This window comes from Pelagerythrobacter sp. Soil_C_18, from assembly GCF_057657235.1.
In genome coordinates this window covers 82,103-108,405 of sequence record NZ_JBDGIU010000003.1, presented here as the reverse complement: position 1 = coordinate 108,405, position 26,303 = coordinate 82,103, and the positions used below count along the sequence as shown (strand labels likewise).

The window sequence follows — 26,303 nt, the reverse complement described above, 5'->3', positions numbered from 1 at the left end:
TGCGGACCGCAGCCCGATTACCCGTCGTGCGCGCGATGCATAGGGCAGTTGTAACCCGGCGTGAACGGGGCGGCGGGATTATTCCTCGGGCTTGAAATCCAGCGCCGCACTGTTGACGCAGTAGCGCAGGCCGTCGGCTCCCGGTCCGTCGGGGAAGACGTGCCCCAGGTGCCCTTCGCACTTCGCGCAGACGACCTCCGTCCGCACCATGCCGTGCGAGGTGTCGCGATGCTCCTCGACAGCATCGCCTTCGGCAGGCGCGGTGAAGCTCGGCCAGCCCGAGCCGCTGTCGTACTTGTCGGCGCTCTCGAACAGCAACTGGCCGCAGGCGGCACAGCGGTATTCGCCGGGCAGCTTGTTCTTTTCGTACTTGCCGGTGAAGGCGCGCTCGGTCCCGCCCTCGCGCAGCACGTGGTACTGCTCGGGCGTCAGGCGTTCGCGCCAATCGGCATCGGAAAGCTGGATCTTGTCAGGCATCGTGCATTCTCCTCGACAGGAGATATGGGAAACTTGCGGCGCGCCTTCAAACGTCCAGTTCGGCGTAGTGACGCGGCGGCTGGATCACTTCCATGCGCTCCGACAGAAGCGGCCGGAAGGAGGGGCGGCTCTTGAACACCGAATACCACCCGCGCGTCTGCTCGTGCCCGGCCCAGTCGATCCCGCCGAGGTAGTCGGCGACCGAGATCTGCGCCGCGGCGGCCAGATCGGCGAGGCTCATCGTCGCACCGGCGAGCCAGGTGCGGTTGTCGATCAGCCAGTCGATATAGTCGAGATGCCCGTGAGCCAGCTTCATCGCCTCGCGCAGAATCCGCGAGTCCGGCGGCTGTCGCAGCACGAGCCGCTTCTTCATCCGCTCGTGCAGCAGCGGCATGGTCACGTCGCCGAAGAAGTTCTCGTCGAACAGCGCCACCAGCCGGCGGATCTCCGCGCGGTTGGAGGCGGTGCCGTTGATCATCGGGGCCTTGTCGACCGTCTCTTCGAAATACTCGCAGATCGCACGGCTGTCGGACAGCGCCAGGCGCCGTTCCGGATCGTAGAGCACCGGGGTGCGCCCGGCGGGGTTCAGCGCCCAGAACTCGTCGCTCGCGTCCCACGGGTTCTCCCGCCACAGCTCGTAGCCGACGCCTTTCTCGCTGAGGAGCAGGCGGACCTTGCGACTGAACGGACAGAGGGGGAACTGATAGAGGCGCCACATATGCGCCCTTGCTCATGCCGCAAGTGGGCGGGGCCGTCTACAGGGGCGGGCTCGAGAGAGCAGGTTATGCGCAAACGAAAGCCCCCTCCTCCTTGAGGGAGGGGAAGGAATTCAGGTGCGTATCAGCGCTGGCCGCGGGTCGCCTGGTCGATGCCGAATTCCAGTCGCTCGGCCATTTCGCGGAGCGCCGGGCGCATCGCTTCCAGGCTGTCCGCCATCGATGCCATCGCGCCCATGGCGCGCGGCAGATCGCGGGCCACGCGGGCAGGCACGTCGCTCGCCTCGGGTCGCATCTTGCGCAGAGTCAGGTCTGGATCGACGCTGCCGGGATTGCGCCCGGCAATCTCGGCCATCGGCTCGACGATCGGCGCCAGCGGCATGTCGAGCAGGATTTCACCGAGCACCGCGACGGTGCTGGCAAGCTCGTTCTGCACCACGGGATCGGCGAGCCGCTGCGACAGGGGCTCCTCGTACTCGACCTCCGGCGCGTAGAGCGGCGCGTCGTAAAGCTCGTAATCGGGCAGCGGCGCGGGTTCGGAGGCGCTGGCGGCCGCCGGAAACGCGAGCGCAGCGGCTGCGCAAAGAGCGAGAATACGCATGGTCGTTCTCCGATTCGTTCGCGGGGCACAAAGTGCCCGAGAGTGCCTGACCGGGTACTGAACGGCTCTCAAAGGCCTGAAGCGTCGAGCAGCAGCATGCACGGCGACATGACCCGGTCGAGCGCCCCTTCCTCGCGTAGCGATTCGACCTCCGCGCCGAGGAGGCCGGCGACCGCGTCGCGGCTCAGGCCGGTCTCGTCCATGATCCGTGCGGAGGTGCGGACGAAGAACTCGCGCCCTCGCTCGCCGATGGCGGGGTAGGCGGCCATCGCGGCATCGCCGCGTGCCTGCCCCTCGGCAACCAGTGCGAAGGCGACCGCGCAGCGCAGTGCGGTGCGCTGCTCGATGGTGAGATTCGGCTTCGGCGGCTCCTGCGCCTGCGCGGTGGAAGCGAGCGAGGCCAGCACCAGTGCGGCGGACGTGAGAATGCGGATCATGGCCGGCGCCCTATACGAGCCAAGCTGAACGCTTGCCTAGACCGCGCAGGTTGACGCGACTCATGCGTGCGGCCATCTCCCGCGCAAACGCGACAAGAGGAGCTGCACCAATGGCCGACTATCCCTCTCTCCATCTCCTGATCGGCGGCGAACAGGTGTCCGGCGGCGGGCGCGAGACCGAAGAGGTGATCGATCCGGCCACCGGCGAGACGATCGGCACCCTGCCCCGCGCGAGCGCCGAGGATCTCGACCGCGCGCTCGATGGCGCGAAGCGGGGCTTTCGTGAATGGCGCAACACCCCGGCCGACAAGCGCGCCGCGATCCTGGTCAAGGCCGCCGCACTGCTCAAGGAGCGCGTGAGCCAGATCGCCCCCGCAATCACGCGCGAACAGGGCAAGCCGGTCAAGGAAGCGATGGGCGAGGTCATCTATTCGGCCATGCTGCTCGAGTTCTACGCCGGCGAGATCAAGCGCATCTACGGCCGCACGCTGGTGCGCCCCGCGGGCCAGCGGGTCGAAGTGCAGTACCACCCGATCGGCCCGGTCGCGGGCTTCGCCGCGTGGAACTTCCCGATGATCAACGTCGTGCGCAAGATCGGCGGCGCGCTCGCCGCCGGCTGCTCGGTGATCGTCAAGCCTTCGGAAGAGACGCCGGCGGGGGGCATTTCGCTGGTCCAGGCGCTGCTGGACGCGGGCGTGCCGGGCGACGCGGTGCAGTGCGTGTTCGGCGTGCCCGACACTGTCAGCCGCCACCTGCTCGGCTCGCCGATTATCCGCAAACTGACCTTCACCGGCTCGACCGCGGTCGGCAAGCACCTCGCCCGCCTCGCGGCGGATGACCTCAAGGTCGCGACGATGGAGCTCGGCGGCCACGGCCCGGTGCTGGTGTTTGGCGACAGCGACGTCGACAAGGTGCTCGATACGATGGTCGCGGCCAAGTACCGCAACGCGGGCCAGGTCTGCGTCAGCCCGACCCGCTTCCTGATCGAGGAGGACGTGTTCGAGCGCTTCCGCGACGGCTTCGTCGAGCGGGCAAAGACAGTGAAGGTCGGCAGCGGCTTCGAGGAGGACACGCAGATGGGGCCGATGGCCAATGCGCGCGGACTCGATTCAGTCGCGAAGCTGATCGGCAACGCGCAGGAAAAGGGGGCCGCGCTGCTCACCGGCGGCGAGCGGATCGGCAACCGCGGCTTCTTCCACGAGCCGACCGTGCTTTCCGAAGTGCCGGTCGACGCCGATATCATGAACAACGAGCCGTTCGGCCCGGTCGCGCTGCTCAACCCGATGAAGGGCGAAGACAGCATGATCGAGGAGGCGAACCGCCTGCCCTACGGCCTTGCCGCCTACGCCTGGACCCAGGACCCGGCGCGCCGCAGCCGCCTCGCCGCGGAGATCGAGACCGGCATGCTGGCGATCAACGGCGCCAACGTCTCGGGAGTCGACGCGCCGTTCGGCGGCGTCAAATGGTCGGGCTACGGCAGCGAGGACGGTCGCGAGGGCGTCATGGCCTGCATGGTGCCCAAGACCATCCACGAGGCAAGCTGACCTGAATAACCTATTTGGTTTTTCTTCTTGACTTTTCTCCGCTGTTTGGTTAGAAAGCAGAAGATCAACGCCAGTGCGATTCGACCCATGATGTTTGCAGGAGTGCCCCGATGAAAACCCGCGCCGCCGTCGCCTTTGAGGCGAAGAAGCCGCTCGAGATCGTCGAGCTCGACCTCGAAGGCCCGAAGGAGGGCGAAGTCCTGGTCGAGATCATGGCGAGCGGCATCTGCCACACCGACGCCTACACGCTCGACGGGCTGGATTCCGAGGGCATTTTCCCCAGCGTGCTCGGCCACGAGGGCGCGGGGATCGTGCGCGAGGTCGGTGCGGGCGTCACCAGCGTGACGCCGGGCGATCACGTGATTCCGCTCTACACCCCCGAGTGCCGGCAGTGTAAATCGTGCCTCAGCGGCAAGACCAACCTGTGCACCGCGATCCGCGCCACGCAGGGCAAGGGCCTGATGCCGGACGGCACCAGCCGCTTCTCCTACAAGGGCCAGACGATCCATCATTACATGGGTTGTTCGACGTTCTCGAACTTCACCGTGCTGCCGGAGATCGCGGTGGCGAAGATCCGCGAGGACGCGCCCTTCCAGACGAGCTGCTACATCGGCTGCGGCGTCACGACCGGCGTCGGCGCGGTGGTCAACACCGCCAAGGTCCAGGTCGGCGACAACGTCGTGGTGTTTGGCCTCGGCGGGATCGGCCTCAACGTGATCCAGGGCGCGAAGCTCGCCGGGGCGAACATGATCGTCGGCATCGACATCAACTCCGACCGCGAGGAATGGGGCCGCAAGTTCGGCATGACCCACTTCCTCAACACCAAGGGCATGAGCCGCGACGAGGTCGTCGCCAAGGTGGTCGAACTGACCGATGGCGGCGCGGACTACAGCTTCGACTGCACCGGCAACACCGAAGTCATGCGCACCGCGCTCGAATGCTGCCACCGCGGCTGGGGCACCAGCATCGTCATCGGCGTGGCCGAGGCGGGCAAGGAAATCTCCACCCGCCCGTTCCAGCTGGTGACCGGCCGCAACTGGCGCGGCACGGCATTCGGCGGCGCGCGCGGCCGAACCGACGTGCCGAAGATCGTCGACTGGTACATGGACGGCAAGATCCAGATCGATCCGATGATCACCCACGTCCTCAGCCTGGAGGAGATCAACAAGGGCTTCGACCTGATGCACGCCGGCGAGAGCATCAGGAGCGTCGTCGTCTATTGACCGGCGGTTCGCACCCGATATAGGTGGCGAATAGAAACTGAACGGGAGGCTTGGCGATGTTCAATCATATCATGGTCGGCGCGAACGACATCGAGAAGGCGAAGACGTTCTACGACGCCGTGCTCGGCACGCTGGGCTTTACGGGCGAAGCGGCACGCAACGTCGCGGGCAGCGGCCACACGCGGCTGTTCTACGTCCATAACGGCGGCACGTTCTGCGTGTCGGAGCCCATCGACGACGAACCCGCGACGTTCGCCAACGGCGGAACGATCGGCTTCAAGTGCGATTCGCCCGAGCAGGTGAAGGCCTTCCACGACGCCGGCGTCGCCAACGGCGGCACCTCGATCGAAGATCCGCCGGGCCCGCGCGACGGCGGCGCACTCGGGACCATGCACCTGAGCTACGTGCGCGATCCTTCCGGCAACAAGCTCTGCGCGCTTCATCGGGCAAAATCCTGACCACAATGCGCGGCGAAGCCGGATTGCTGGCCGACCTGGCGTCGCTCGCGATCCCGCATTCGCTGCACGAGCACCCGGCGGTATTCACCGTCGCCGAAAGCCGCACGCTCGACCGCGACATTCCGGGCGAGCACACCAAGAACCTGTTCCTGAAGGACACCGCCGGCGCGTTCTGGCTGGCGACCGTGCCGGCCGAAGCGCGTGTCGACCTCAAGGCCCTGCCGCAGGCGATCGGCTGCAAGCGGGTGAGCTTCGCCAAGGCGGAGGACATGCAGCGCCTGCTTGGCATATCGCCGGGCTCGGTCACCCCGCTCGCCATGATCAACGCCGCGCCAGGCAGCGTGACCGCGGTGCTCGACACGAGGTTGGCCGAAGCGGAACGGATCAACGTCCATCCCCTGCGCAACACCGCAACCGTGGGGCTGACGGGCGCCGACGTCCTGCGGCTGCTCGAGCATTGGGGCCATGCGCCGCTGGTGGCGGAGGTGCCCCTGTCGTAGCGCGAGTCCCCGCGAAGGCGGGGACCTCAGGCAGAAACCGACCGCACACCCCCCGACGACCAAGTGGCCCGAGACCCCCGCCTTCGCGGGGGATCGGTTTCGTGTATGGAGGCACCATGACCATCGAAACCATCAGCACCAATCGCAGCCACGGCGGCACGCAGGGCGTCTATTCGCACCAGTCGGCGGAGACCGGGACCGAAATGACTTTCTCGGTCTTTGTGCCCGAGCATGCGGACGGCGCGAAGCTGCCCGTGCTGTGGTATCTCTCGGGCCTGACCTGCACCCATGCCAACGTCACCGATAAGGGCGAATACCGCGCGGCCTGCGCCGAGCACGGCGTGATCTTCGTCGCCCCCGACACCTCCCCGCGCGGCGAGGACGTGCCCGATGCCGAGGGCGAGTACGACTTCGGCAAGGGCGCAGGCTTCTATGTCGATGCGACCGAGCAACCCTGGGCGGCGCACTACCGCATGCGCAGCTACATCGAGCGCGAACTGCCCGAGGTGATCGCCGCGAATTTCCCGGCGGACATGGCGCGCCAGTCGATCACCGGCCATTCGATGGGCGGCCACGGCGCGCTGACCATCGGCCTGCGCAACCCGGAGCGCTTCCGCTCGATCAGCGCCTTCTCCCCGATCGTCGCTCCAAGCGAGGTGCCGTGGGGCGAAAAGGCGCTCGGCCGCTATCTCGGAACCGACCGCGCATCATGGCGCGAATACGATGCGGTCGCCCTGATCGAAGGCGGCGCACGCCACGACCACATCCTCGTCGACCAGGGCACCGCCGACGACTTCCTGGTCGAACAGCTCCGCACCCACCGCTTGGCCGAAGCCTGCGAAGCCGCCGGCCTCGACGCGACCATCCGCCTGCAGGCCGCCTACGACCATTCCTACTACTTCATCTCGACCTTCATGGCCGAGCACGTGGCGTGGCATGCGGAGCGGCTCAGGCTTTAGCGCCGCACCTCGAACAGCGCGTACTCGGCGCGCCAGTTGGCGCCGGAGGGGCCGATCTCGCGTTCGCGGGTAAAGAACCAGCGGTTTTCGATGGCGATGCCGAGATCGCGCGCCAGTTCCTCGAAGTCGCGCACGGTCATGTGGTGGATGTTCTCGGTCTCGTACCAGGTCACCGGCAGGTGGCGCGTGACTGGCATGCGGCCGCGGCTCAGCAGCGCCCAGCGCATCCGCCAGTAGGCGAAGTTGGGGAAGCTGACGAACGCGCGGCGGCCCACCCGCAGCAGTTCGGCCAGCATCCGGTCGGGCCGCGCGGCGGTCTGCAGCGTCTGGCTGAGGATCGCCACGTCGAAGGCGCCGTCGGGATAGAAGGCGAGGTCGCGGTCGGCATCGCCCTGCACCACGCTGAGGCCGCGCGCGACGCAGCGTTCGACCAGGGCGCCGTCGATCTCGATCCCGCGTGCGTCGACTTGCTTGCCGTCGCGCAGGGCCGCCATCAGCGCGCCGTCGCCGCAGCCGATGTCGAGCACGCGCACGCCGGCGGGCACGTGGCGCGCAATCACTGCGAGATCCGAACGCAAGGTTGACGCGTCAACCATCGAGGAAGCCCTTCACCACTCGGTCGAGCGCCGGCACGTCGAGCAGGAAGCTGTCGTGCCCGAACGGCGCCGAGAGCTCGACGAAGCTGACCGGCGCGCCCGCCGCGTTGAGCGCATGCACCACGTGGCGGCTCTCGGCGGTGGGATAGAGCCAGTCGGTGTCGAAGCTGACGAGGCAGAAGCGCGCGCCCTTGCCCATGGCGTGCCCGGCGAAGGCGTCGGCCAGCTTGCCGCCGTGTTCCTCCGCGATGTCGAGGTAGTCCATCGCGCGGGTGATATAGAGGTAGGAATTGGCATCGAACCGCCGCGTGAAGCCGCTCCCCTGATAGCGCAAGTAGCTCTCGACCTGGAAGTCGGCGTCGAAGCCGAAGCTCTTCGCGTCCCGGTCCTGCAGGCGGCGGCCGAACTTCTCGGTAAGGCCGGCTTCGGAGAGATAGGTGATGTGCGCCGCCATGCGCGCGACCGCGAGGCCCGCGTCGGGTGCGCTGTCGTGGTCGTAGTAGTCCCCGTCGCGCCAGTTGGGGTCGGCCATGATCGCCTGTCGCCCCACCTCGTGGAACGCGATGTTCTGCGCCGAATGCCGCGCCGTCGTCGCGATGGCGAGCACGCGCGCGGCGCGGTTGGGGAAGTTGGCGGCGAGGCTCAGCGTCTGCATCCCGCCCATCGACCCGCCGACGACCGCGTGCAGCCGCTCGATGCCGAGCCCGTCGAGCAGGGCGACGAGCCCGCGCACCATGTCGCGGATGGTGATCACCGGGAACCGCATCGCCCAGGGCCGCCCGTCGGGCGCGGCGCTGGCCGGGCCGGTCGAGCCCATGCAACTGCCGATCACATTGGCGCAGATCACGTGATAGCGGTTCGTGTCGATCGGCTTGCCGGGGCCGACCATCCGCTCCCACCAACCGGGCTTGCCGGTCACCGGGTGCGGGTTCGCGAGGTACTGGTCGCCGGTGAGAGCGTGGCAGACGAGGATCGCGTTGGACTTGTCCGCCGCCAGCTCGCCGTACGTCTCGTAAGCGATCGCCGCACCCTCGAGCGCCTGTCCGCCGTCGAGCGGCAGCGGCTGGGGAAGCGTGTAGGTGAGGGACGGGGCGGCCATGCAGCTCTCGAAACCAGAAGTGCAGTGCCTCGGCAAGCTCAGCACGAACGAAGATTGGGAAGGCGCCCCTTACCCATTCGCCCCGCCCTTGTCTAAGCATGTCCCGAGCGGCGGTTGAAAGCCCGCCTGCCCGGGGGGAGTGCATTTTCTTTTTTGCCCGCCCTGTCCGTTCCCCTAGGAGGCTCCTCGACATGAGCGACGGCCCCGCCCCCAAGCCCTGGATCGAGGGCATTCACGCCTATGTACCGGGCAAGGCCCGAGCTGCCGACGGGCGCGAGCTGGTCAAGCTCTCGGCTAACGAGAACCCGCTCGGTACGAGCCCGGCGGCGCTGGCTGCGCTGGCCGATGCCGCACCCCCGGCGCGCTACCCCGACCCGGACGCGGGGGCACTGCGCGAAGGCATCGGCGCGCTCCACGGGATCGACCCCGCGCGCGTGGTCTGCGGCACCGGTTCGGACGAACTGCTGAACCTCGCCACGCAAGGCTATGCCGGGCCCGGCGACGAGGTGCTGTTCACCCGCTACAGCTTCGCCGTCTACGACATCGCCGCGCGCCGCTGCGGCGCGGTGCCGGTCGAGGCGCCCGATGCCGACTACGGGGCCGACGTCGACGCGCTGCTCGCGGCGGTGACCGGGCGGACGCGCGTGGTCTTCCTGGCCAATCCGAACAATCCCACGGGCAGCTTCCTTCCCGCCGGCGAGGTCGCGCGGCTCCATGCGGGACTGCCGCGCGAGGTGCTGTTCGTGCTCGATCAGGCCTATGCCGAATACCTCGCGCCCGAGGACGACGACGGCGGCCTCGCGCTCGCTGCGCGGCACGACAACGTACTCGTCACGCGCACGTTCTCCAAGATCTACGGCCTCGCCGGCGAGCGGATCGGCTGGGCGACCGGGGCGCCGGGGATCGTCGATACCCTCAACCGTATTCGCGGCCCCTTCAACGTCACCAACCACGGCCAGGCGGCGGCGCTCGCTGCGCTCGGCGACCAGGGGTTCGTCGAGCGTTCGCGCGATCACAACACCGCCGAACTGGCGCGGTTCTCGGACGCGATCGGCGCGCTCGGCAACCACGGGCTGCGCGCCTTGCCGAGCAAGGGGAACTTCGTGCTCGTGTTGTTCGAGGGTGCGCTCGATGCCGCCACTGCGCTCGATGGCCTGGCCGATGCGGGCTTCGCGGTGCGTCACCTGCCGGGCCAGGGGCTCCCGCAGGCGCTGCGCATAACCGTTGGAACGCACGAGCAGATGGATGCCGTCGCCCAGACGCTGCGCGCCATGGCGGAGGCGGCGCGGTGACGATCGAGCGCGTCGCGATCATCGGACTGGGCCTGCTCGGCGGCTCGCTCGGCCTCGCCATTGCCGAGCATTTGCCGGACGTGAAAACTACCGGGTACGACGCCGACCCGGCCGTGCGCCGCCGCGCTGCCGAGCGAGGACTCGCCGGGACCGTCTGCGAAACGGCCGGCGAGGCCGTGGCCGGCGCCGACCTCGTTCTCTTCTGCGTGCCCGTAGGTGCGATGGCGCAGGCGGCTGCCACGATTGCCGACCAGTTGTCCGGCGACGCGATCGTCAGTGACGTAGGATCGTCGAAGCAATCGGTGATGGACGCGCTTCGCGAGGCATTGCCGGGCCACATCGTCATTCCCGCACACCCGGTGGCGGGCACAGAGCAGAGCGGTCCCGATGCGGGATTCGCGAGCCTGTTCCGGCACCGCTGGTGCATTCTCACACCGCCCGCCGATGTCGAGCATGAAGCCGTCGCCGCGCTGACCGGTTTCTGGGAAGCGCTGGGCGCGAAGGTGGAGATCATGGACGCCGCGCATCACGATCTGGTGCTCGCCGTGACCAGCCATATTCCGCACCTGATCGCCTACACCATCGTGGGCACGGCCTCCGACCTCGAGGAGGTCACCCGCAGCGAGGTCATCAAGTATTCGGCCGGCGGCTTCCGCGACTTCACGCGCATCGCAGCCAGCGACCCGACGATGTGGCGCGACGTGTTCCTCTCCAACCGTGATGCGGTGCTGGAGATGCTCGGCCGGTTCAACGAAGACCTGACCGCGCTCCAGCGAGCGATCCGGCGCGGGGACGGGGAGGCGCTGTTCGAACTCTTCGCCCGCACGCGCGACATCCGGCGCTCGATCGTCGAACAGGGGCAGGACGATGCGCGGCCCGACTTCGGGCGCAAGGATCACTAGGGCGCGCGCGGCCCCGCGTTCAGCGCGTTGATCGCCTCGATCACCTGCCGTTCGACTTCGGCCCGCGGCAGACCCGGCGCGATCGGTTCCGCAAACCGATAGGTGATCGTGCCGGGCCGCTTGAGCCGGCGGTGATAGAGCGGGCCGCTGTCGACCGCTACCGGCACCACCGGGAGCCCGAGGAGCTTGTAAAGGCCCGCAAATCCCGCCTGGAGCTGGCGCTGCTCCCCATGCGGCACGCGGGTGCCTTCGGGAAAGATCACCAGCGGCCGGCCCTGCGCGGAATAGGTTCGGGCGGAGGCGACCATCGCGCGCAGCGCCCGCGCGCCTTGTTCGCGGGCGACCGGGACGCAGCCATAGGCCTCGGCCGCACGGCCCCAGCCCGGGATACGAAACAGCTCGCGCTTGGCGAACGGCGCCGGCCGGTCGAACAGGCACGGCGCATCGATCGCCTCGAAGAAGCTCTCGTGCCGGACCGCGTAGAGCGCTGCGCCGGCGGTGGGTGCACCTTCCAGTCGAACCGAGATGCCGAGGAACACCTGCGCGCAGGTGCGGTGGAAGCAGCACCAGCGGTCCACCACCCGGCCGAGCACGCGGGCTCCCAGGGGAATAGAGGCGACCGCCGAGAGCACGTAGATCACGCTCCCAAGGTAGAAGACGAGATAGAACGCGAGATTACGCAGAAGGAGCATCGCCTGCCTCATTGCCACAGCCGACTGGCCGTGCTGGCAAGTAGCTTGTGATACTCGAGGAACAGGTCGCCGAACGACGGATGCGAGGGGACCGCATCCCACACCACGGTCACGCCGCCGGGAAGCGTGCGCGCCAGCTCACCCGCCGCGCGCCGCATGTGCCAGTCGGTCGTAACGAGGCGGAGCGACCTGACCTCGCGCGCATCGACCCAGCGCGCGGTTTCCGACGCGTTGCTGCGCGTGTCCACCGCCGCGAAGCCGAGCGCAACGCAGCAATCCATCAGATCCGCCGGCACGTCGAACTGCGTGGCGAATTCGCGCGGCCTGACCTCTGGATCGACCCCGGTCACGAGCAACGCTTCGGCCTGCCCGTCGCGAAGAATTTCGAGGCCGCGCTCGATCCTGCCGGCGCCGCCGGTCGGCACGATCACCGCGTCGGAATGAATGTCCTCCGCAGGCCCCGGCAGCGCGACCGCGAACCACAGGAAGCCGAGCGCCCAGAGCATGACCACGGTGGAGACGATGCGGCCGATCACAGCATGCGCCTCACGGAAGCGAGCACCGTCAGCCGCGCGGTGACGATCGCGATCACGACGCCCGCGACCGGAATTCCCGCAAGCATCAGCCAGTCGAACAGGGTCAACCCGCCGCCCGCCATCATGCCCGAACCGAGCGCCGCAAACTGCCTGCCGAGCACCATGACCCCGGCGACGCCGATCGCCAGCCCGACCGCGCCGCCGAGCAGCGCGTCGTAGCCGATCGAGCGCTGGAAGATGCGCGCGATCTGCCCATCCGTGCCGCCGAGCAGGTGGACGATCTCGATCGTGTTGCGGTTGCTGCCGAGCGCCGAGCGCGCCGCGAGCCATACCGCCGCGGCGCTCGTCAGCGCCAGCAACACCACCAGTGCGATCGCCAACCACTGGAGCGATGCGATCGCCGCGAACACCGGCTGCAGCCAGCCCGACTGCGCATCGACGCGCGCATCGGGCGCGATCGCGAGCAGCCGCGTCTGAAGATCGTCGATCGCGGCACGGTCGGCAACGCCGCGCAGGCGCACGTCAATCAGGGCCGGCACAGGCACGGTCGCGTCGGTTGCGCCGACGCCGAGCCAGGGTTCGAGCAGCGCGTCGAGCTCGGCTTCGGGCACGCGGCGGTAGGTGGCGATCCCCGGATCGCTTGCGAGCGCTTCCATGACCGCGTCGGCCTGGCGCTCGCGCGCGGCGGGAAACGCCTCGATCACCTGTACCGTCACCCCGCCCGAAAGCTCAGCACGCGCGGTGTCGGCCATGTTCTGCAGCGCGAGCCCGCCCGCGGCCGCGATCACCGTCAGCGCGACCATGATCGCGATCACCCACGGCATCGGTCCAACGAGCCGCGCTTGCGGCACCAGCCGCGCCGCGCGGTCGCCGCCGAACGGCGAGAACCCGCGAACGACCGCGCGATGGAGCGCCTCCGGCCGCGTCATGGCGCCGCGCTCTCGCGGCTGGCGGCACGCGGCGGGTAGCGCAGCGCGCCCGTGGGATCGGAGAGACGCCCCTTGTCCAGCCGCATGATCAGCGAGTCGGGCACCTTCTTGAGCAGATGCACGTCGTGCGTCGCGACGACGACGGTCGTGCCGAGGCGATTGAGCGCCTCGAACAGGCGCAGGAGCTTCAATGCCATCTCGGGATCGACATTGCCCGTGGGCTCGTCGGCCACCAGCATGTCGGGACGGCCGATCACCGCACGGGCGATCGCCACGCGCTGCTGCTCCCCGCCCGAGAGCGTCGCCGGCCGCGCCTCGTATCGGTGCGAGAGGCCGACCCAATCCAGCATATCCGCAACCGGCTTCGCTACTTCGGATTCCGGCATCCCAGAGACACGCAGCGGAAGCGCCACGTTGTCGAAGGCGGAGAGGTGCGGCACCAGGCGGAAATCCTGGAACACGACGCCGAGCCGCCGGCGGAATGCCGGCAGGCGCGCGCGCGGCAGGGTGATGACGTCGGAACCGAACATCCGGATCGCCCCGCGCGAGGGACGCTGTGCCAGGTACAGCAGCTTGAGCAGCGAGGTCTTGCCAGCCCCGCTCGCGCCGGTGAGAAAGTAGAAACTGCCCGGATAGAGCGTGAACGATATGTCGCGCAGCACTTCCCCGTCGGTGCCATAGCGCAGGCCGACGTTGTCGAAGGCCACGATCTCGCTGTCGAAATCGCTCATGGACGAAGGTCCGTCCGGGGTGTCGGGAAATCGCAGCTTGGCATGTGCGCGCGGCTATAGCGGCGCTTCGATGTGGAAAAAAGCCGCTCGCTCGCTTCCGCATTGCGGGCAAGCCTTGTGCGATCTGTGGCCCGTCGTAAGGATGCCCGTTACGATGATCATCGCCTGCCCCGCCTGCTCGACCCGCTACGTCGTGCCAGACAGCGCTATCGGAGTCGACGGGCGCACCGTTCGATGTGCGAAATGCAGGCACAGCTGGTTTCAGGAAGGCACCGGCGCGGAGATCGGCGAAGACGCTCCGCTGCCCGCGGCTCCCGCGCCGCCGCCGGTCGCTTCTCCTGCACCGCCACCCCCTCCACCTCCGCCTCCGCCTCCGGTCGCGGAACGGCCTGCACCGCAGGACGAGCCGGACGTGGCGGAGGATGCGGCGCCACCGGCGCCCGCCTTCGACCAGCCGCCTCCCGTGGCAGAGGCGTTTCCAACGCCGCCTCCGTCCGTGGAACCCGACGACGGCTATTCCCCCTTCGCGGCCGAGCCGCCGTTCCGGCCGCGGCGCAATCCGCTGAAGATATGGACTGCGGCCGCGGCGGTGTTCGCGGTGCTGGCGCTCGGCACGATCGGCGCGGTCAGCTATTGGGGCCTGCCCGACTGGGTGCCCGTCAGCCGCCCGACGTTCGCGGTCAAGCAGCCCGATCTCGTGCTCGAGTTCCCACCCGAGCAGCAGGATCGGCGCACCCTGCCCAACGGCACCGAATTCTTCGGCGCGAGCGGCACGATCACCAACGTCGGGCGTGAGACGCGCGCCGTGCCCTCGATCCTGATCGTCATGCGCGATGCCCGCGACCGGATCGTCTATAGCTGGGAAGTCGCCCCCCCGAAGGCGCAGCTCGCCCCCGGCGAGAGCGTCACGATCAACGAGGCGGTGACCGACGTTCCCAAATCCGCCAAGTTCGCCGAAATCGGCTGGAAACCGGATTGATCCCCAACCCGGCGCAACAGGCTCGCTCAAACCGCTTGCGGAGGGGCGCACCTGTTGCTAGTGGCGCCCGCCTACCCCCCGAGGGCGCCCGTCGCCCTTCTGGCTGAGTGCGGTCGTGGCGGAACTGGTAGACGCGCAACGTTGAGGTCGTTGTGGGCGAAAGCCCGTGGAAGTTCGAGTCTTCTCGACCGCACCAAAAGACAGTGGGAACTCGGGCCGCGGTGCCCCCAACAATCGAATCCTGAGAATAGAGGCGCAATCGGCTCCGACTGGATGCATCTCCACACCCGACGCTACCGGCAGACGAGGATTTTTGCGGCTCGGCGGCGCGAACGCTTTTGACCAGCTGGAATGCGAATTGAGCTCCCATCCGCGCATCTTCGGGATAGGCAATTTCTAAGGTGCGGAACGCCTTGGTGTGGGAAGCATTCAATCAGGCGAGGAGGCCTTCCTGCGGAGCACCAACATGCACCTATGGGCATTCGCCTTTGTCCGAGTCCCTTTACCGACAATCGTCTCTCCGCGCCGCTGAGGCCCAACGATCGTGGTGCACGGACAAACGTCGTCGCGCGGCCGAATAGATCTCACCCCGGCCCCTGTTCTCGACCGTCCCCACGTCGTCATCCTCGGCGCCGGCTTCGGCGGCCTTGCGTGCGCGCAGGCGCTCGGGGGCAGGGCCGCGAGGGTGACGATCGTCGATCGGCACAACTATCACCTCTTCGTTCCCCTCCTTTATCAGGTCGCGACGGCCGCGCTCTCTCCGGCCGACATCGCGGAACCCATTCGCAAGGTGCTCCGCCGCCACGAAAACGTGGACGTCGTGATGGGCGAGGTGTCGGGGATCGATATCGCGGGCCGCAGGGTGCTGGTGGGCCCCGACGGATACATCCCTTACGACCGGCTCGTTCTGGCGACCGGGGCCGTCTACAACTATTTCGGCAATGAGCGGTGGGCGTCGGTCGCCCCGGGGCTGAAAACCGTCGCAGACGCGCGCCGCATCCGCGCAAGCGTGCTGCGCGGGCTCGAGCGCGCGGAGCTCACGAAAAATCCGGGCGAACAGCGGGCGCACATGACATCGGTCATCGTCGGCGGAGGGGCAACCGGGGTCGAGATGGCCGGCGCGATTGCTGAACTGACACGCTGCAGCCTGCACCGCGACTTCCGCAACATCGACCCGACGACCGCGAGGACGATCCTGATCGAGGCCGGCGAACGCATCCTCACCCCGTTTCCCGAGGAACTGGCGCGATATGCTCATCGGCGCCTCGAAAAGATGGGTGTGTCGGTGCGGACGCAGTCGCCGGTCGAGGATATCAGTCCCGGCACGGTGACTGTCGACGGCGAGGTCATTCCGGCATGCACCATCGTCTGGGCGGCGGGCATTCGCGCGTCGCCCGCGGCGGCATGGCTTGGCATCGAGCCGGATCGGCTCGGCCGAGTGCCCGTCGACGCCGGGCTTGCCGTAAAGGGTTGTCCTGGCGTGTTCGCGATCGGGGATACCGCTGCGGCCGCGGACGAAGAGGGGCGGCCGCTTCCCGGGCTGGCGCAGGTCGCCAAGCAACAAGGCACGCATCTCGGGCGAGCGCTCGCGGCGGAGCTGGAACGGGGGACAGCATTGCCGCCCTTCCGTTTCAGGAACAGAGGCAACGCCGCTGTGGTCGGCCGCAGCGCGGCCCTGTTCGACTTCGGACGGCATCGCCTGAAAGGCTGGTTCGCCTGGGTGCTCTGGGCCCTCGTCCACGTCTATCTGCTGGTAGGCTTCGAGAAGCGGCTGCTCGTCTCGTTCCAGTGGTTCTGGCAATGGCTGACATACCAAAGCGGCGTGAGGATCATCAGCGATGAAGAGAGCCGTGAGACGGAAGCGGCCGAGCGCCCGGTTTCGGGCACAGCCCGCAATGGCAGCGCTTCGCAATAATGCTCGGCGTCGAGGTGGTCTGCCAGCGTTCCGGGGAACCCTGCACCGGTGCAAATGCTTCCCATTGGCGGACGGCCAATCAGAAGGATGCCGAGCATGCATGACGAAACGTCGAGGCCTGGAAGGCGAGTGTACTGGAACGAGACCGTACACGCAGACACTTTCCCCGAACTCTCGGGAGACATTACAGTGGATGTCGTCATCGTGGGCGGCGGCATCGTTGGTGTCACGACGGCGCGCCTGCTGAAGGATGCGGGGCTAAACGTCGCGGTCGTCGAGGCGCGGCGGGTGGGCCGGCAGGCTACAGGAAAGTCGACGGCGAAAGTCACATCGCAGCACGGCATCGTCTACCAGACGCTCGTCCAGAAGTTCGGCGAGGACCGCGCCCGGCTCTATGCGCAAGCGCAAGAGGCAGGAGTGGCGAAGATCCGCGATTTGGCTGCGCAGTGGTCGATCGAATGCGATCTCGAGGCTCGCCCGCACATCACCTATACGCGCGATCAGAGCTACGTCTCCAAAATCGAAGAGGAGGCGGAGATCGCGCACAAGCTCGGTCTTCCAGCAAGCCTCGTCCACGATACCGACCTGCCCTTCGAGGTGCTGGCCGCCCTCCGGTTCGAAAACCAGGGGCAGTTCCATCCGGTCAAATATCTCGCCGGATTGGCCGCGAGCATTCCGGGTGACGGTTCTCACCTCTTCGAGAACAGCCGCGTCGTCGATTGGGATCCGGCGCGGGTGGCGACCGACCATGGTACCGTGTCGGCCCGAGTGGTGGTCATGGCCACGCATCTGCCGCTCGGTCAGATCGGCGGCTACTACGCGCAGGCCTACCCCCATGCTCATCCCGTCGTCGCTGCGAGGATCGAGCGGATCCCCGCCGCAAACTACATCAGCGCCGAGCAGCCGAAACGCTCCATCCGGACCCATCGACGGGAAACCGGCGAGGTCTATGGCATTGCGACCGGTCCCTCCTTCAAGCCCGGCCATGTGGACGAGGAAAGGAAATCCTTCGAGGGACTGGAAAGCTGGCTGGCCGAACATTTCGGAGCAGGCCCGGCCGGATATCGCTGGGTGAACGAGGACTACACGCCCATGGACGGGGCGCCTTTCGTGGGCTGGGCCAAGGGGCAGGATTATCTCGTCGCGACCGGGTTCGATGCCTGGGGGATCAGCAACGGTACGGCGGCGGGCATGATCCTCGCCGATCTGGCGCAGGACAGGGACCATCCGTGGCTCGAGATCTTCGACGCCAAGCGGGTGAAGCCGCTTGCCGGGGGTACCGAGTTCGCCAAGGAGAATACCGCCGTCGCCAAGCATCTTATCGGCGGCTATCTTTCGCACAAGCCGGAGAGCTTCGGCGAACTCGCCCCCGGCGAGGCCGCGGTCATGAAGATCGATGGCGAGAACGTCGCCGCTTTCAAGGACGAACAGGGCACGGTGCACGCCGTCTCCGCGGTTTGCAGCCACATGGGCTGCCTCGTGGGCTGGAATGAGACGGACCGCACCTGGGACTGCCCCTGCCACGGAAGCCGGTTCGAGCTCAGCGGCGAGGTCCTCCACGGTCCTGCGACGCGACCACTCGGATCCAAGATCACGGGGTGACGTCGCGCCCTCGTGCGCGGTTACGGCGCGTCCCGCGTTTCGCCGGGCCCGAAGATGGATCCGCGGGCGGCGAGCAGCTCCTTCGCGGTGCCAGCCGTCACCAGCCCCCAGACCACGTGCACCCCGAGCATCAGAGCATTCCGCCGCCAGGGATGCGAGGTAGCGGGGCGCAGAATTCCGGCAGCCGGAATCCATCCGAGATAGCTTGCCGCCCATACGGCCGGCCCGAGAACGCTTGCGCGCGTGCGGCTGACGCCGCTCGTGCCGGCGAGCAGTGCACCCGCGACCGCGCCGAACCCGAAATGACTGGCGATCGTACGATCCGCGGTAGCGGCCGAAGAGGGGTCGGGAAGGACCTGCTCGGTTATCTCCTGCGGCGGCAGCGGGTATCGTTCGCCCGCAGGCAGCAGGCGGTCGAGCCGGCGCATGGCAGCCGTCATCGCCGCCGTTCCGACGATGCCGCCGATGGCTCCTACGAGCAGCAGGCTCCGCAGCGACGCCATCACCACACCTGCGGGCGGGCGATCATGAGCCAGAAGATTGCGAGCACCGCGGCAAACGCCGGAAAGCCGAAAGCAAACCAGGTCCGAAACAGCTTGTGGTACGCCGGCGGCAGGGGGTCGTTCTGCGCGGCGGCCGCCTGCGCCAGATCACGCATCCGCATCTGCATCCACACGACCGGCAGCCAGAACAGTCCGGTGATGACGTAGAGGATCAGCGAGAGCACGATCCAGCTCTCCGCAAGAGGATAGCCGACTTCGCGCGCGAGCAGCCAGCCCGTCACCGGCTGCGCCACGACGGCGGTCGCGGTGAACAGGAAGTCCGCTATCACCACGATCCGTGCAACGCCGGCCACGGTTCGAGCATCGCCTGTGCGATGAGCCAGCAACATGAAGAAGGCGATGCCTGCGCCGGTGCCGAGCAGGACGGTGGCGCCGATCACATGGAGAAACTTGAGCGCGAGGTAGGCGGTTATCATCGCTCATCCAGGATCGCGAAGAGAATCAGATTAAACGCAAGGATCGGCCAGACCTTCATCATTGGGCCAAGCGGCTCCTCCCACAGGCGCGGCAGTATCGCGGTGCCGGCAAGGACGTAGAAGATCGTGATGGCGAGAGCAGCAAACAGCGCGAGGCGTGCCGTGCGGCGCCAGAGAAGCGCCAGCCCGATCGCTATGTCGGCCAGTCCGCCCGCGATCACACTGAGACCGCTCAGCGCGCCTGCACCGCCTTCCCGCATCAGCGCCACACCGATGTCGTAGCCGGGCCCGAGCGAGACCACGCCCGTTAAAATCCAGAAGAACGCAAAGACGGCGATCGCCAGCGGCTTCAGGAAATAGAGCCGGGAAAACCACCTTTCCTGCACCGACGCCGGCTCGCGGGCGAGCGCGTCGTCCAGCCTAGCCGGTTTGATCCCGGTCAGGGCTGTCCATTCGTCCGAGCCCGCTGCCGCACCGCGCCGAATCTCGACTTGCGCCGTGGTCCGTATGGGAGGACGCCACCCGAGCGCGCCCGCCATGTCGCCGATGCGGTATGCCGCCGCCACGAGCAGCGGCATCGGGCGGATCACCCGTGCCGGAGGCCAGCCAAGCCAGCGGCGGTAGTGTGCGACGACTTCCTCGAATTCGAGCGCCTCGGGGCCGGCGAGATCGATCGTCACACGCGAAGGCGTCTCGGAGCGTACCAGTCGGCGGATCGTCTCCGCCAGGTCTTCGAGCTGGACGATCGAGATCCGCCCCGCGCCCTGTATGCGCGGCAGGACCGGTAAGCTCGCGAGGCCGCGGAAGAGCGCGCTTCCTCCGTAGGCTGCGCGCCCGACCACGACGGAGGGGCGAAGGATCACCCAGTTCAGTGCGGTCGACTGGAGATGGTGCTCGAGCGCCTCCTTGCTCCGCGAGAACGGCGTGATCCCGCCTTCCCCGACGCCCAAGGCGGAGAAGTGGATCACGCGGCCGACGCCCGCTTCGGCGCAGGCGTCGAACAAGGCGGCGGGTCCGCGGAAGTTTGCAGCCGACGTCGAATCGCGCGGGCTGTCCTGGAGTACGCCAGCACAGTTCACCACCGCCGTCACACCGGCGAGGTGCGGGAGCCAGTCGGCCGGGCAAAGAGCGTCCCGTAGATCGATCGTGAGGTGTTCGTCGGCGGGCACGCGCCGGCGCCCTTCTTCCGACCGGAGCACCGCCCGCACGCGGTGGCCGTCAGCACGCAACCTTGCGGCAACGGCCGACCCGATCAGCCCCGAGGCGCCAACGATGAGGATACAGCCTGACTGAGAATCGCTCGACTCCATCACGCTAGGAACGCACGTTTTCCTGAATGGTTCAAAATGCGCCTTGCGCCATCGAAACACCGCACTGCCTCGATCGCGGGAACTGGGGCGCAAGGCTTCGGTTCGTTTGCAAGGACAATGCAAAGAGGACCATGCACATGGCGACGACCGAAGAACGACTGACCGAATGGCTCCGCGACGCCCACGCGACCGAGGAGCAGGCGAAAACAATGCTGGAAGGAACCTCCGGCAGAATCGAGAATTACCCGGCCTTCAAGGAGCGCCTGGCGCAGCAGGCGGAGATTGCAGCGCGCCATGCCGACGTGCTGCAGGAATGCCTCGATAAGCGGAGTGAGAGTCCGTCGGCCATCAAGGAGATGACCGGCAAGATCACCGCCATCGGGCAGACCCTCAGTGGGTACGTGGTTGGTGACGAAGTGATCAAGGCCGCGCTCGCCACGATCACTTTCGCGCAAATGCAGGCTGCATCCTATCGCATCCTGGTCGCCACCGCTCAGGCCGCTGGCGATCCGGAGACAGCCTCGCTTTGCGAGGGTCATCTGCAGGACGAGACATCCTTCGCCGATTGGCTGGACGAACATCTGCCGCATCTCACCAGCGAGTACCTTTCGAGAGAAGAGGCCGGGCAGACGGCCAAGCACTGAGCCGGAGGAGTGCTCCGCGCCGTAGGGCACACCGAATGATCGGGCGCGGAGCTTCCCGCACCATGGGCGGCCGGGCCGCGTCAGCGAGGTTCTTCCGGAGACCGCTCTGCTAGACTGAAGCGGTCACCCGAGCTCAGCACGTGCAGGCGAACATTGTACATCGACAGAGTGAGTTCCGGGCTCGCCTCTGCGATATTCGAATGGGTGACGCCAGCTCCATCGACCACGTAGACCGCGCCCGCGCCGATCACCCGGAAGGCGTCCCCCTCGACGACAATGGCGGTGTCCTCATCGATGCCGATGCCGAGCACGCGTGGATTCTGCGCGACCGCCCCGAGAAGGCGCCCGATGCGTCCACGTTCGGCAAAGTGCTGGTCGATGATGACGTGCCGCATCAGGCCCAGCCCTGGAGCCATGTGGAGATCACCGATCCGGTGCGATTCCTGGCTGGAGCCGCGAACCAGCATCGTCTCGCTCATCACTGAGGCCCCGGCCGAGGTCCCCGCGACGAGCCCGCCGCGCTCGTGAATTTCGCGCACGAACTTCTCGATCGGGGTGTCGCCGATCTGACTCGAGATGCGGAGCTGGTCGCCGCCGGTGAAGAAGATGCCTGCCGCATCGTCGAGAATGTCGGCAGCCTTTGCGGCAAGAGCCTCCTGGCGTTCGTTGACGTAGAGCTCCACCAGGTTGTCGAGGCCAAGCTCGCCGAACACCTCCGCGTAGGTCTCGAAGTAGCCTTCGCGTTCGTGGCTCGCGACGGTCGCGAGGATCAGCTTTCCGCCGTCTATCCGCTTGACCACTTCCTTCAGGATGACCTTGTCACCCTCCTTGTCCTCGTGTCCGCCGATGATGATGAGCGGACCTGACTGGTCAGCCATCGAGCAACTCCTGCAATTCGTGCCGTCCGATCGCCGCCACCGGTTTCTTGAGCGAGTCCGTGTGAACGGCCAGTGCAAAATGCGTGCTGTTATGGGCTATGCCGACGCCGCCCTCGGGATCGATCACGATGGCGCCGGCTTCCCCGCCCACCCGGCCGAGCCGCTCGATCGCCGTTTCGGCTGCAGCGGCGGCGCCGCGGCCAAGCTCGAGCGCATGCATGACATGTGCAGCCAGCGTGGTGCGAATGATGCTCTCTCCATCGCCGGAGAACGCCACCGCGCCGACCCGGTCGTCGGCCAGCAGACCGCAGCCGGGAAGCGGCGAGTCACCGACTCGGCCTGGTAGCTTTCCGGGCAGGCCGCCAGTCGACGTCCCGGCGGCAAGGGCACCGTGCATGTCGAGGGCCACGCAGCCGACCGTATCGTGCGCCTGCGCGTTTTCCGACGCCAGAGCTTCGTTCGAGATCATCTCGCGCGCGTCGCATAAAGGGATGCCGCACTCGGTCGCAAAGCGTTCGGCCCCTTCCCCGGCCAGGAGCACCGTATGTTCATGGAGCAGCGCACGAGCGATACGAGCGGGATTTGGCGCCCGGCGGACGCCTGCCACGGCCCCGACCGCCAAGGTGGTGCCGTCCATGATGGCCGCGTCCATCTCGACTTCGCCGTCCCCGTTGAGGACCGAACCGAAGCCGGCGTTGAACACGGGATCGTCCTCAAGACGGCGTAGCGCGGCTTCGGTTGCGGCGGCCGCGCTCCCGCCGCGGCTGAGCACCGCAGCGGCGGCAGCGGCCGCAGCCGTGCATCCGGCACGGTTTCGCGCGCTCAGCTCAGGCGCGATCGTCTTGGCGCCGCCATGGACGACCACGGTCCAGCGACCGTGTTCAGGCATGCGCAGCCGACCGTGCGGCGGCCGGGACCTCATCGATCCGATGAGCAGCCGACCAGATCGTGTCCGGCTTAAATGACTGAACTTGACGCCACACTTTGTCGACGGTGGTCGGCAATAACACCAGCAGGTCGCCCGGTCGGCCGAGACGGAGTGTGGCCTCGGTCGCTTCGGCCTCATCGACGATCTGCCGGATCTTCTCGGGCGTCATGCCCGCCATGAGCGCTCCCTTGGCCATCAGCGCATTGACCTCTCCGTATGGGCGGCCGCGCCCGTCCGGGCCTTCGCGGAAGACGATCTCGTCGAACAGGCCAGCCGCGATTCTGCCCATTTCGACAATGTCGTCGTCGCGGCGATCACCCGGGATGTTCACCATTCCGATCACTCGATGGTAGCTCTCGCGCATCCGGGAGAGCACCTTGCCTAGTGCCTCCAGCCCTGCGGGGTTGTGGGCATAATCCAGGAGCACCCGCATTCCTTCCATGTCATGGATGTTGAGTCGGCCCGGACAGTCGTCGAACGAGCAGGTGAACTGCCGCAGTCCGTCGCGGATCACCTCGGGTGAAATTCCATGCGCGGCGCACATGGCGAGCGCGGCTAGCGCATTCGCGATATTGAAGTCGGCGATGCCGCCGAGCGTTGCCGGGATTTCCCTCGCGGGCAGGACATCCAGCCGTCCGCCGTCGCGGTACAGAACCAGACGTCCGCCCTGAGGCCCCGGTTCGCGCACGGCCGCCATACCGCCGTCGCGGATGTGCTCGGCCACTGCCTCGGGAAGCTGAGCGCCGCCCTGGAGCGTGAACCAGACCACCTTGCCTCCGGCATGCCGCGCGATCCGCACGCACATCGGATCGTCGGCATTGAGGATCGAATGGCCTCGCCGGGCGACGTTCTCGACCACAACGCCTTTCACGTCGGCGAGGTCTTCGACGGTGTCGATCCCCTTCAGGCCCAGATGGTCGGCCGTCACGTTGAGCACGGCGCCGATGTCGGCGCTGTCGAACCCGAGCCCTTCGCGCAGGATGCCGCCGCGCGCGGTTTCGAGCACGGCTGCGTCCACCATCGGGTTGCGCAGGACCATGCGCGCACTCTTCGGCCCGCTGGCGTCGGCGCCCACCATCAGGTGTTCGTTGAAGTAGATGCCGGTCGTCGTCGTCATCCCGACGTTGAATTCGGCCTGGCGGAGGATACGCGTGACCATCCGGGCCGTGGTCGACTTGCCGTTGGTGCCGGTGATCGCAAAGATCGGAATCCGGGGCCGCCGCCCGCGGGGAAACAATGCGTCGATCACCGGTCCCGCCACGTCGCGCGGCTGGCCGCTCGAAGGCTCCAGATGCATGCGAAAGCCGGGCGCTGCGTTCACTTCGACGATGCCGCCCCCGATCTCGCTCGCCGGGCGGCGGATATCCGGGGAGAGGAAATCGATCCCGCAGACGTCCAGCCCTACGACCGCGGCCGCCTGCACCGCCAGGGCCGCGTTGAACGGATGGATCTCGTCCGTGCAGTCGCGCGCCGTGCCTCCGGAAGAGAGGTTTGCGGCGTCGCGCAGACGCACCGTCTCGCCGGCGGCAGGGACCGTCGCCAAGGTGCGCCCGCTTTTGGCCAGAAGCGCCGCCATACACGCGTCCGGCACGATCCTGGTGAGCAGGTTCTCATGCCCATCGCCCCGGCGCGGATCGCGATTCGCCTTATCGACGAGTTCGGCAATCGTGCTGTGCCCATTGCCGACGACCTGCGCCGGCAGACGTTCAGCGACTGCCACGACCTTGCCGCGGACCACGAGGATACGGTGATCGCTTCCGGGGATCTGCTCCTCGATGACGACGCGGCGGCTGTGTTCGCGCGCGGCTGCATAGGCCGCAGCGATATCCGCAGGGTCGGTCAGACCGGTCGTGACGCCGCGCCCATGATTGCCGTCGAGCGGCTTCACGACGAGCGGTGTTTGCAAGCTGCGAGCTTCTTCGAGAGCCTCGTCCTCGCTGCGAACGACAGCGCCGCGCGGGACCGGAAGGCCGGCTTGCGACAGCAGCATCTTGGTCAGGTGCTTGTCGCCGGCGATATCGACCGCAACTTGCGACGTGTCCCCCGTTATGCTGGCGCGGATGCGCTTCTGCCGGCTGCCGTAGCCGAACTGGATCAGGCTGCGGTCGTCAAGGCGCATGACGGGAATGCCGCGCTTCTCGGCAGCCTCGACGAGCGCGCCCGTGGTGGGGCCGAGCGCATTCCGGCGCAGCCGGTCGCGCAGATCGGCAACGACCGCCGGCACGTCGGTCGGGCCGATCGCCGGAACGGTGCCCAGGCGTTCCAGGCCGGTAACGGCGCTCAGGTTCTCCGGCAGCAGCGCAGCCACCAGTCTGATCGCTTGGACGCCGGCAGCGAGGGCCGTGCCTTCATCGCGGTAGGCGTAGAAGATGTTGTAGATCCCGGTCCTGCCTTTGACCGAGCGGGTCTTGCCCCGTGCAACCGGACTGCCGGCGAGACACTGCAGTTCGAGCGCTACATGTTCGATGACGTGGCCGAGCCAGGTTCCGTCCTGAAGGCGCCGGACAAAGCCCATTTCGTGCTGATAGCTGCACCCGTGCGCCTTCAGGCCGGGGAGCAGCGCGATGAGACGGTCGCTGAAGCACGGCAGCAGGTTCGTTGGCCAATGTTCCAGATGACCGAGGTCGATCTGGATGCGGATCATCGCGCGAGAGCTGTAAAGGTTCGGTCCCCTGTAGATGGAGCGCTCAAGCACGTTCAGCGGTGCGGTGGGTCGAGCAACCGACTTCGACGCCGCATTCTCGATAGCGGTCATAAATCCTCACGAAGAACCCGGCCATGCCGGTGGAGTTGCTTTAACGCCTCATCTTCATGTCTGTTCCTCGCGAAATGCCAGCAAGTGCCTGATAAACCTATGTTTATCTAACCTTTGGCCACTGCCCGCACCAGACGCGAGGCAGGCGCACGATCAGACGAGCGGCGTTCCATTCGCCCGGCTCTCTAGTTGGCATGTGAACAGCGCGCCTAGGAGACAAACCACGAGATTCAGCCCGGCCGTCCTGGCTGATCTGACCGGCCTGACGCCGCTTCCAGCCGATCAGTCGCTCGCATCGCCGCTCGCGTTGCCGGTTGCCACGCTACCGGTCTATCCGCCGCTGGTGCCCAGACTACCGGCACTTCTACCAGGACCGCGTTCCGCGGGAGATTGCTTGCCGGGATCCACGCCGGTCGCGGGTGTGTCGGTACTATCGCCGTCTTCCATCCCGAAGCGCGTCGTTGCCGCCTCCCCGCCCTTCTGCGGCCGCGTGCTGTTCTGGTCGGAATTCGTGCTGCGGGCAGGCCGATCCGCTCTGCCACCGTTGCTCTCATTAGCCATCATCGCTCTCCTTGCATCAGCACGGAGTTAACCCGGCAAAATCAGATAGGTTCACGGCCT

The 26,303-nt window shown here is 67.2% G+C and carries 27 protein-coding genes and 1 tRNA gene; 12 read left to right on the top strand and 16 right to left on the bottom strand.

What is annotated here, in order from left to right; all coding sequences use genetic code 11:
- Nucleotides 1–78: 78 nt before the first annotated feature.
- The 4 genes from msrB to AC3A5N_RS08595 all read right to left on the bottom strand — a co-directional run bounded on the left by msrB (nucleotide 79) and on the right by AC3A5N_RS08595 (nucleotide 2,231).
- A complete protein-coding gene (gene msrB, locus AC3A5N_RS08610) occupies nucleotides 79–477 on the bottom strand; it encodes a peptide-methionine (R)-S-oxide reductase MsrB (protein ID WP_487736911.1) in 399 nt (132 codons plus the stop codon).
- A gap of 46 nt (nucleotides 478–523) precedes the next feature.
- Nucleotides 524–1,195 carry a glutathione S-transferase family protein gene (locus AC3A5N_RS08605; RefSeq protein ID WP_119514025.1) on the bottom strand — a complete coding sequence of 224 codons (672 nt, stop codon included), beginning with the start codon at nucleotides 1,193–1,195 and terminating at the stop codon, nucleotides 524–526.
- 122 nt (nucleotides 1,196–1,317) lie between these two features.
- On the bottom strand, nucleotides 1,318–1,794 hold the full coding sequence (locus tag AC3A5N_RS08600; RefSeq protein ID WP_487736910.1) for a hypothetical protein: 477 nt from the start codon (nucleotides 1,792–1,794) through the stop codon (nucleotides 1,318–1,320).
- A 68-nt stretch (nucleotides 1,795–1,862) separates the two neighbouring features.
- A complete protein-coding gene (locus AC3A5N_RS08595; protein WP_487736909.1) occupies nucleotides 1,863–2,231 on the bottom strand; it encodes a hypothetical protein in 369 nt (122 codons plus the stop codon).
- Nucleotides 2,232–2,341: 110 nt separating this feature from the next.
- Between AC3A5N_RS08595 and AC3A5N_RS08590 the strand changes: the two genes are divergently transcribed.
- From AC3A5N_RS08590 to fghA, 5 genes are all read left to right on the top strand, one after another.
- Nucleotides 2,342–3,775 carry an NAD-dependent succinate-semialdehyde dehydrogenase gene (locus AC3A5N_RS08590; RefSeq protein ID WP_487736908.1) on the top strand — a complete coding sequence of 478 codons (1,434 nt, stop codon included), beginning with the start codon at nucleotides 2,342–2,344 and terminating at the stop codon, nucleotides 3,773–3,775.
- 110 nt (nucleotides 3,776–3,885) lie between these two features.
- Nucleotides 3,886–4,998: an S-(hydroxymethyl)glutathione dehydrogenase/class III alcohol dehydrogenase gene (locus AC3A5N_RS08585; protein ID WP_487736907.1), complete on the top strand. Its 1,113-nt coding sequence runs from the start codon at nucleotides 3,886–3,888 to the stop codon at nucleotides 4,996–4,998.
- Between the two features lie 56 nt (nucleotides 4,999–5,054).
- Nucleotides 5,055–5,456 carry a VOC family protein gene (locus AC3A5N_RS08580; protein WP_487736906.1) on the top strand — a complete coding sequence of 134 codons (402 nt, stop codon included), beginning with the start codon at nucleotides 5,055–5,057 and terminating at the stop codon, nucleotides 5,454–5,456.
- A 5-nt stretch (nucleotides 5,457–5,461) separates the two neighbouring features.
- Nucleotides 5,462–5,956, top strand: a complete 495-nt coding sequence (locus AC3A5N_RS08575; RefSeq protein ID WP_487736905.1) for a prolyl-tRNA synthetase associated domain-containing protein — start codon at nucleotides 5,462–5,464, stop codon at nucleotides 5,954–5,956.
- Nucleotides 5,957–6,072: 116 nt separating this feature from the next.
- Complete coding sequence (fghA, locus tag AC3A5N_RS08570; RefSeq protein WP_487736904.1) at nucleotides 6,073–6,915, top strand: S-formylglutathione hydrolase; 843 nt, start codon at nucleotides 6,073–6,075, stop codon at nucleotides 6,913–6,915.
- Here the strand turns inward: fghA and metW are convergent.
- Both metW and metX read right to left on the bottom strand, forming a co-directional pair.
- On the bottom strand, nucleotides 6,912–7,511 hold the full coding sequence (gene metW, locus AC3A5N_RS08565) for a methionine biosynthesis protein MetW (protein ID WP_487736903.1): 600 nt from the start codon (nucleotides 7,509–7,511) through the stop codon (nucleotides 6,912–6,914). The genes fghA and metW overlap by 4 nt on opposite strands.
- Nucleotides 7,504–8,610, bottom strand: coding sequence for a homoserine O-acetyltransferase MetX (metX, locus tag AC3A5N_RS08560; protein ID WP_487736902.1), 1,107 nt, complete (start codon nucleotides 8,608–8,610; stop codon nucleotides 7,504–7,506). Before metX ends, metW begins: the two co-directional genes overlap by 8 nt.
- Before the next feature lie 191 nt (nucleotides 8,611–8,801).
- Here metX and hisC point away from each other — a divergent pair, with 191 nt between their 5' ends.
- Entirely contained in the window at nucleotides 8,802–9,902 is a 1,101-nt protein-coding gene (gene hisC, locus AC3A5N_RS08555; RefSeq protein ID WP_487736901.1) for a histidinol-phosphate transaminase, read from the top strand.
- The gene (locus AC3A5N_RS08550; protein ID WP_487736900.1) at nucleotides 9,899–10,804 is read left to right on the top strand and encodes a prephenate/arogenate dehydrogenase family protein; all 906 of its coding nucleotides are present in this window, start codon (nucleotides 9,899–9,901) and stop codon (nucleotides 10,802–10,804) included. Before hisC ends, AC3A5N_RS08550 begins: the two co-directional genes overlap by 4 nt.
- On the opposite strand, the gene AC3A5N_RS08545 is transcribed toward AC3A5N_RS08550, so the two are convergent.
- From AC3A5N_RS08545 to ftsE, 4 genes are read right to left on the bottom strand one after another with little or no spacing between them, the layout of a single operon-like run.
- Nucleotides 10,801–11,496 (bottom strand): lysophospholipid acyltransferase family protein, encoded by a 696-nt coding sequence (locus AC3A5N_RS08545; protein WP_487736899.1) that lies wholly within the window; start codon nucleotides 11,494–11,496, stop codon nucleotides 10,801–10,803. The genes AC3A5N_RS08550 and AC3A5N_RS08545 overlap by 4 nt on opposite strands.
- Nucleotides 11,497–11,504: 8 nt before the next feature.
- Nucleotides 11,505–12,032 (bottom strand): YdcF family protein, encoded by a 528-nt coding sequence (locus tag AC3A5N_RS08540; protein WP_487736898.1) that lies wholly within the window; start codon nucleotides 12,030–12,032, stop codon nucleotides 11,505–11,507.
- Nucleotides 12,029–12,961, bottom strand: coding sequence for a cell division protein FtsX (locus tag AC3A5N_RS08535; RefSeq protein ID WP_487736897.1), 933 nt, complete (start codon nucleotides 12,959–12,961; stop codon nucleotides 12,029–12,031). The genes AC3A5N_RS08540 and AC3A5N_RS08535 overlap by 4 nt, the downstream gene beginning before the upstream one ends.
- Entirely contained in the window at nucleotides 12,958–13,692 is a 735-nt protein-coding gene (ftsE, locus tag AC3A5N_RS08530) for a cell division ATP-binding protein FtsE (protein ID WP_487736896.1), read from the bottom strand. Before ftsE ends, AC3A5N_RS08535 begins: the two co-directional genes overlap by 4 nt.
- A 154-nt stretch (nucleotides 13,693–13,846) precedes the next feature.
- Here ftsE and AC3A5N_RS08525 point away from each other — a divergent pair, with 154 nt between their 5' ends.
- The 4 genes from AC3A5N_RS08525 (at nucleotide 13,847) to AC3A5N_RS08510 (ending at nucleotide 18,188) form a co-directional block, all read left to right on the top strand.
- Nucleotides 13,847–14,671 (top strand): zinc-ribbon domain-containing protein, encoded by an 825-nt coding sequence (locus AC3A5N_RS08525; RefSeq protein WP_487736895.1) that lies wholly within the window; start codon nucleotides 13,847–13,849, stop codon nucleotides 14,669–14,671.
- 109 nt (nucleotides 14,672–14,780) lie between these two features.
- Nucleotides 14,781–14,867: transfer RNA gene (locus AC3A5N_RS08520), tRNA-Leu, on the top strand.
- Nucleotides 14,868–15,215: 348 nt separating this feature from the next.
- Nucleotides 15,216–16,586: an NAD(P)/FAD-dependent oxidoreductase gene (locus AC3A5N_RS08515; RefSeq protein ID WP_487736894.1), complete on the top strand. Its 1,371-nt coding sequence runs from the start codon at nucleotides 15,216–15,218 to the stop codon at nucleotides 16,584–16,586.
- A 96-nt stretch (nucleotides 16,587–16,682) separates the two neighbouring features.
- Entirely contained in the window at nucleotides 16,683–18,188 is a 1,506-nt protein-coding gene (locus AC3A5N_RS08510) for an FAD-dependent oxidoreductase (RefSeq protein ID WP_487736893.1), read from the top strand.
- Between the two features lie 20 nt (nucleotides 18,189–18,208).
- Here the strand turns inward: AC3A5N_RS08510 and AC3A5N_RS08505 are convergent, their stop codons facing one another.
- From AC3A5N_RS08505 to AC3A5N_RS08495, 3 genes are read right to left on the bottom strand one after another with little or no spacing between them, the layout of a single operon-like run.
- Nucleotides 18,209–18,691 (bottom strand): hypothetical protein, encoded by a 483-nt coding sequence (locus AC3A5N_RS08505; protein ID WP_487736892.1) that lies wholly within the window; start codon nucleotides 18,689–18,691, stop codon nucleotides 18,209–18,211.
- Nucleotides 18,691–19,167 (bottom strand): DUF2269 family protein, encoded by a 477-nt coding sequence (locus AC3A5N_RS08500; protein ID WP_487736891.1) that lies wholly within the window; start codon nucleotides 19,165–19,167, stop codon nucleotides 18,691–18,693. Before AC3A5N_RS08500 ends, AC3A5N_RS08505 begins: the two co-directional genes overlap by 1 nt.
- A complete protein-coding gene (locus AC3A5N_RS08495; protein WP_487736890.1) occupies nucleotides 19,164–20,477 on the bottom strand; it encodes an SDR family oxidoreductase in 1,314 nt (437 codons plus the stop codon). The genes AC3A5N_RS08500 and AC3A5N_RS08495 overlap by 4 nt, the downstream gene beginning before the upstream one ends.
- 137 nt (nucleotides 20,478–20,614) lie before the next feature.
- On the opposite strand from AC3A5N_RS08495, the gene AC3A5N_RS08490 reads away from it, so the two are divergent.
- Nucleotides 20,615–21,121 carry a DUF892 family protein gene (locus AC3A5N_RS08490; RefSeq protein ID WP_487736889.1) on the top strand — a complete coding sequence of 169 codons (507 nt, stop codon included), beginning with the start codon at nucleotides 20,615–20,617 and terminating at the stop codon, nucleotides 21,119–21,121.
- 80 nt (nucleotides 21,122–21,201) lie between these two features.
- Here the strand turns inward: AC3A5N_RS08490 and AC3A5N_RS08485 are convergent, their stop codons facing one another.
- From AC3A5N_RS08485 to cphA, 3 genes are read right to left on the bottom strand one after another with little or no spacing between them, the layout of a single operon-like run.
- A complete protein-coding gene (locus tag AC3A5N_RS08485; RefSeq protein ID WP_487736888.1) occupies nucleotides 21,202–21,999 on the bottom strand; it encodes a cyanophycinase in 798 nt (265 codons plus the stop codon).
- The gene (locus tag AC3A5N_RS08480; protein WP_487736887.1) at nucleotides 21,992–22,888 is read right to left on the bottom strand and encodes an isoaspartyl peptidase/L-asparaginase family protein; all 897 of its coding nucleotides are present in this window, start codon (nucleotides 22,886–22,888) and stop codon (nucleotides 21,992–21,994) included. The genes AC3A5N_RS08485 and AC3A5N_RS08480 overlap by 8 nt, the downstream gene beginning before the upstream one ends.
- Nucleotides 22,881–25,682 carry a cyanophycin synthetase gene (gene cphA / locus AC3A5N_RS08475; protein ID WP_487736886.1) on the bottom strand — a complete coding sequence of 934 codons (2,802 nt, stop codon included), beginning with the start codon at nucleotides 25,680–25,682 and terminating at the stop codon, nucleotides 22,881–22,883. Before cphA ends, AC3A5N_RS08480 begins: the two co-directional genes overlap by 8 nt.
- Nucleotides 25,683–26,303: the final 621 nt, after the last annotated feature.

Bases quoted from the DNA above. Each gene is read 5' to 3' on its own strand.
- msrB (WP_487736911.1), bottom strand. From the start codon at position 477: ATGCCTGACAAGATCCAGCTTTCCGATGCCGATTGGCGCGAACGCCTG.
- AC3A5N_RS08605 (WP_119514025.1), bottom strand. From the start codon at position 1,195: ATGTGGCGCCTCTATCAGTTCCCCCTCTGTCCGTTCAGTCGCAAGGTC.
- AC3A5N_RS08600 (WP_487736910.1), bottom strand. From the start codon at position 1,794: ATGCGTATTCTCGCTCTTTGCGCAGCCGCTGCGCTCGCGTTTCCGGCG.
- AC3A5N_RS08595 (WP_487736909.1), bottom strand. From the start codon at position 2,231: ATGATCCGCATTCTCACGTCCGCCGCACTGGTGCTGGCCTCGCTCGCT.
- AC3A5N_RS08590 (WP_487736908.1), top strand. From the start codon at position 2,342: ATGGCCGACTATCCCTCTCTCCATCTCCTGATCGGCGGCGAACAGGTG.
- AC3A5N_RS08585 (WP_487736907.1), top strand. From the start codon at position 3,886: ATGAAAACCCGCGCCGCCGTCGCCTTTGAGGCGAAGAAGCCGCTCGAG.
- AC3A5N_RS08580 (WP_487736906.1), top strand. From the start codon at position 5,055: ATGTTCAATCATATCATGGTCGGCGCGAACGACATCGAGAAGGCGAAG.
- AC3A5N_RS08575 (WP_487736905.1), top strand. From the start codon at position 5,462: ATGCGCGGCGAAGCCGGATTGCTGGCCGACCTGGCGTCGCTCGCGATC.
- fghA (WP_487736904.1), top strand. From the start codon at position 6,073: ATGACCATCGAAACCATCAGCACCAATCGCAGCCACGGCGGCACGCAG.
- metW (WP_487736903.1), bottom strand. From the start codon at position 7,511: ATGGTTGACGCGTCAACCTTGCGTTCGGATCTCGCAGTGATTGCGCGC.
- metX (WP_487736902.1), bottom strand. From the start codon at position 8,610: ATGGCCGCCCCGTCCCTCACCTACACGCTTCCCCAGCCGCTGCCGCTC.
- hisC (WP_487736901.1), top strand. From the start codon at position 8,802: ATGAGCGACGGCCCCGCCCCCAAGCCCTGGATCGAGGGCATTCACGCC.
- AC3A5N_RS08545 (WP_487736899.1), bottom strand. From the start codon at position 11,496: ATGCTCCTTCTGCGTAATCTCGCGTTCTATCTCGTCTTCTACCTTGGG.
- AC3A5N_RS08535 (WP_487736897.1), bottom strand. From the start codon at position 12,961: ATGACGCGGCCGGAGGCGCTCCATCGCGCGGTCGTTCGCGGGTTCTCG.
- ftsE (WP_487736896.1), bottom strand. From the start codon at position 13,692: ATGAGCGATTTCGACAGCGAGATCGTGGCCTTCGACAACGTCGGCCTG.
- AC3A5N_RS08525 (WP_487736895.1), top strand. From the start codon at position 13,847: ATGATCATCGCCTGCCCCGCCTGCTCGACCCGCTACGTCGTGCCAGAC.
- AC3A5N_RS08510 (WP_487736893.1), top strand. From the start codon at position 16,683: ATGCATGACGAAACGTCGAGGCCTGGAAGGCGAGTGTACTGGAACGAG.
- AC3A5N_RS08505 (WP_487736892.1), bottom strand. From the start codon at position 18,691: ATGGCGTCGCTGCGGAGCCTGCTGCTCGTAGGAGCCATCGGCGGCATC.
- AC3A5N_RS08500 (WP_487736891.1), bottom strand. From the start codon at position 19,167: ATGATAACCGCCTACCTCGCGCTCAAGTTTCTCCATGTGATCGGCGCC.
- AC3A5N_RS08495 (WP_487736890.1), bottom strand. From the start codon at position 20,477: ATGGAGTCGAGCGATTCTCAGTCAGGCTGTATCCTCATCGTTGGCGCC.
- AC3A5N_RS08490 (WP_487736889.1), top strand. From the start codon at position 20,615: ATGGCGACGACCGAAGAACGACTGACCGAATGGCTCCGCGACGCCCAC.
- AC3A5N_RS08485 (WP_487736888.1), bottom strand. From the start codon at position 21,999: ATGGCTGACCAGTCAGGTCCGCTCATCATCATCGGCGGACACGAGGAC.
- AC3A5N_RS08480 (WP_487736887.1), bottom strand. From the start codon at position 22,888: ATGCCTGAACACGGTCGCTGGACCGTGGTCGTCCATGGCGGCGCCAAG.
- cphA (WP_487736886.1), bottom strand. From the start codon at position 25,682: ATGACCGCTATCGAGAATGCGGCGTCGAAGTCGGTTGCTCGACCCACC.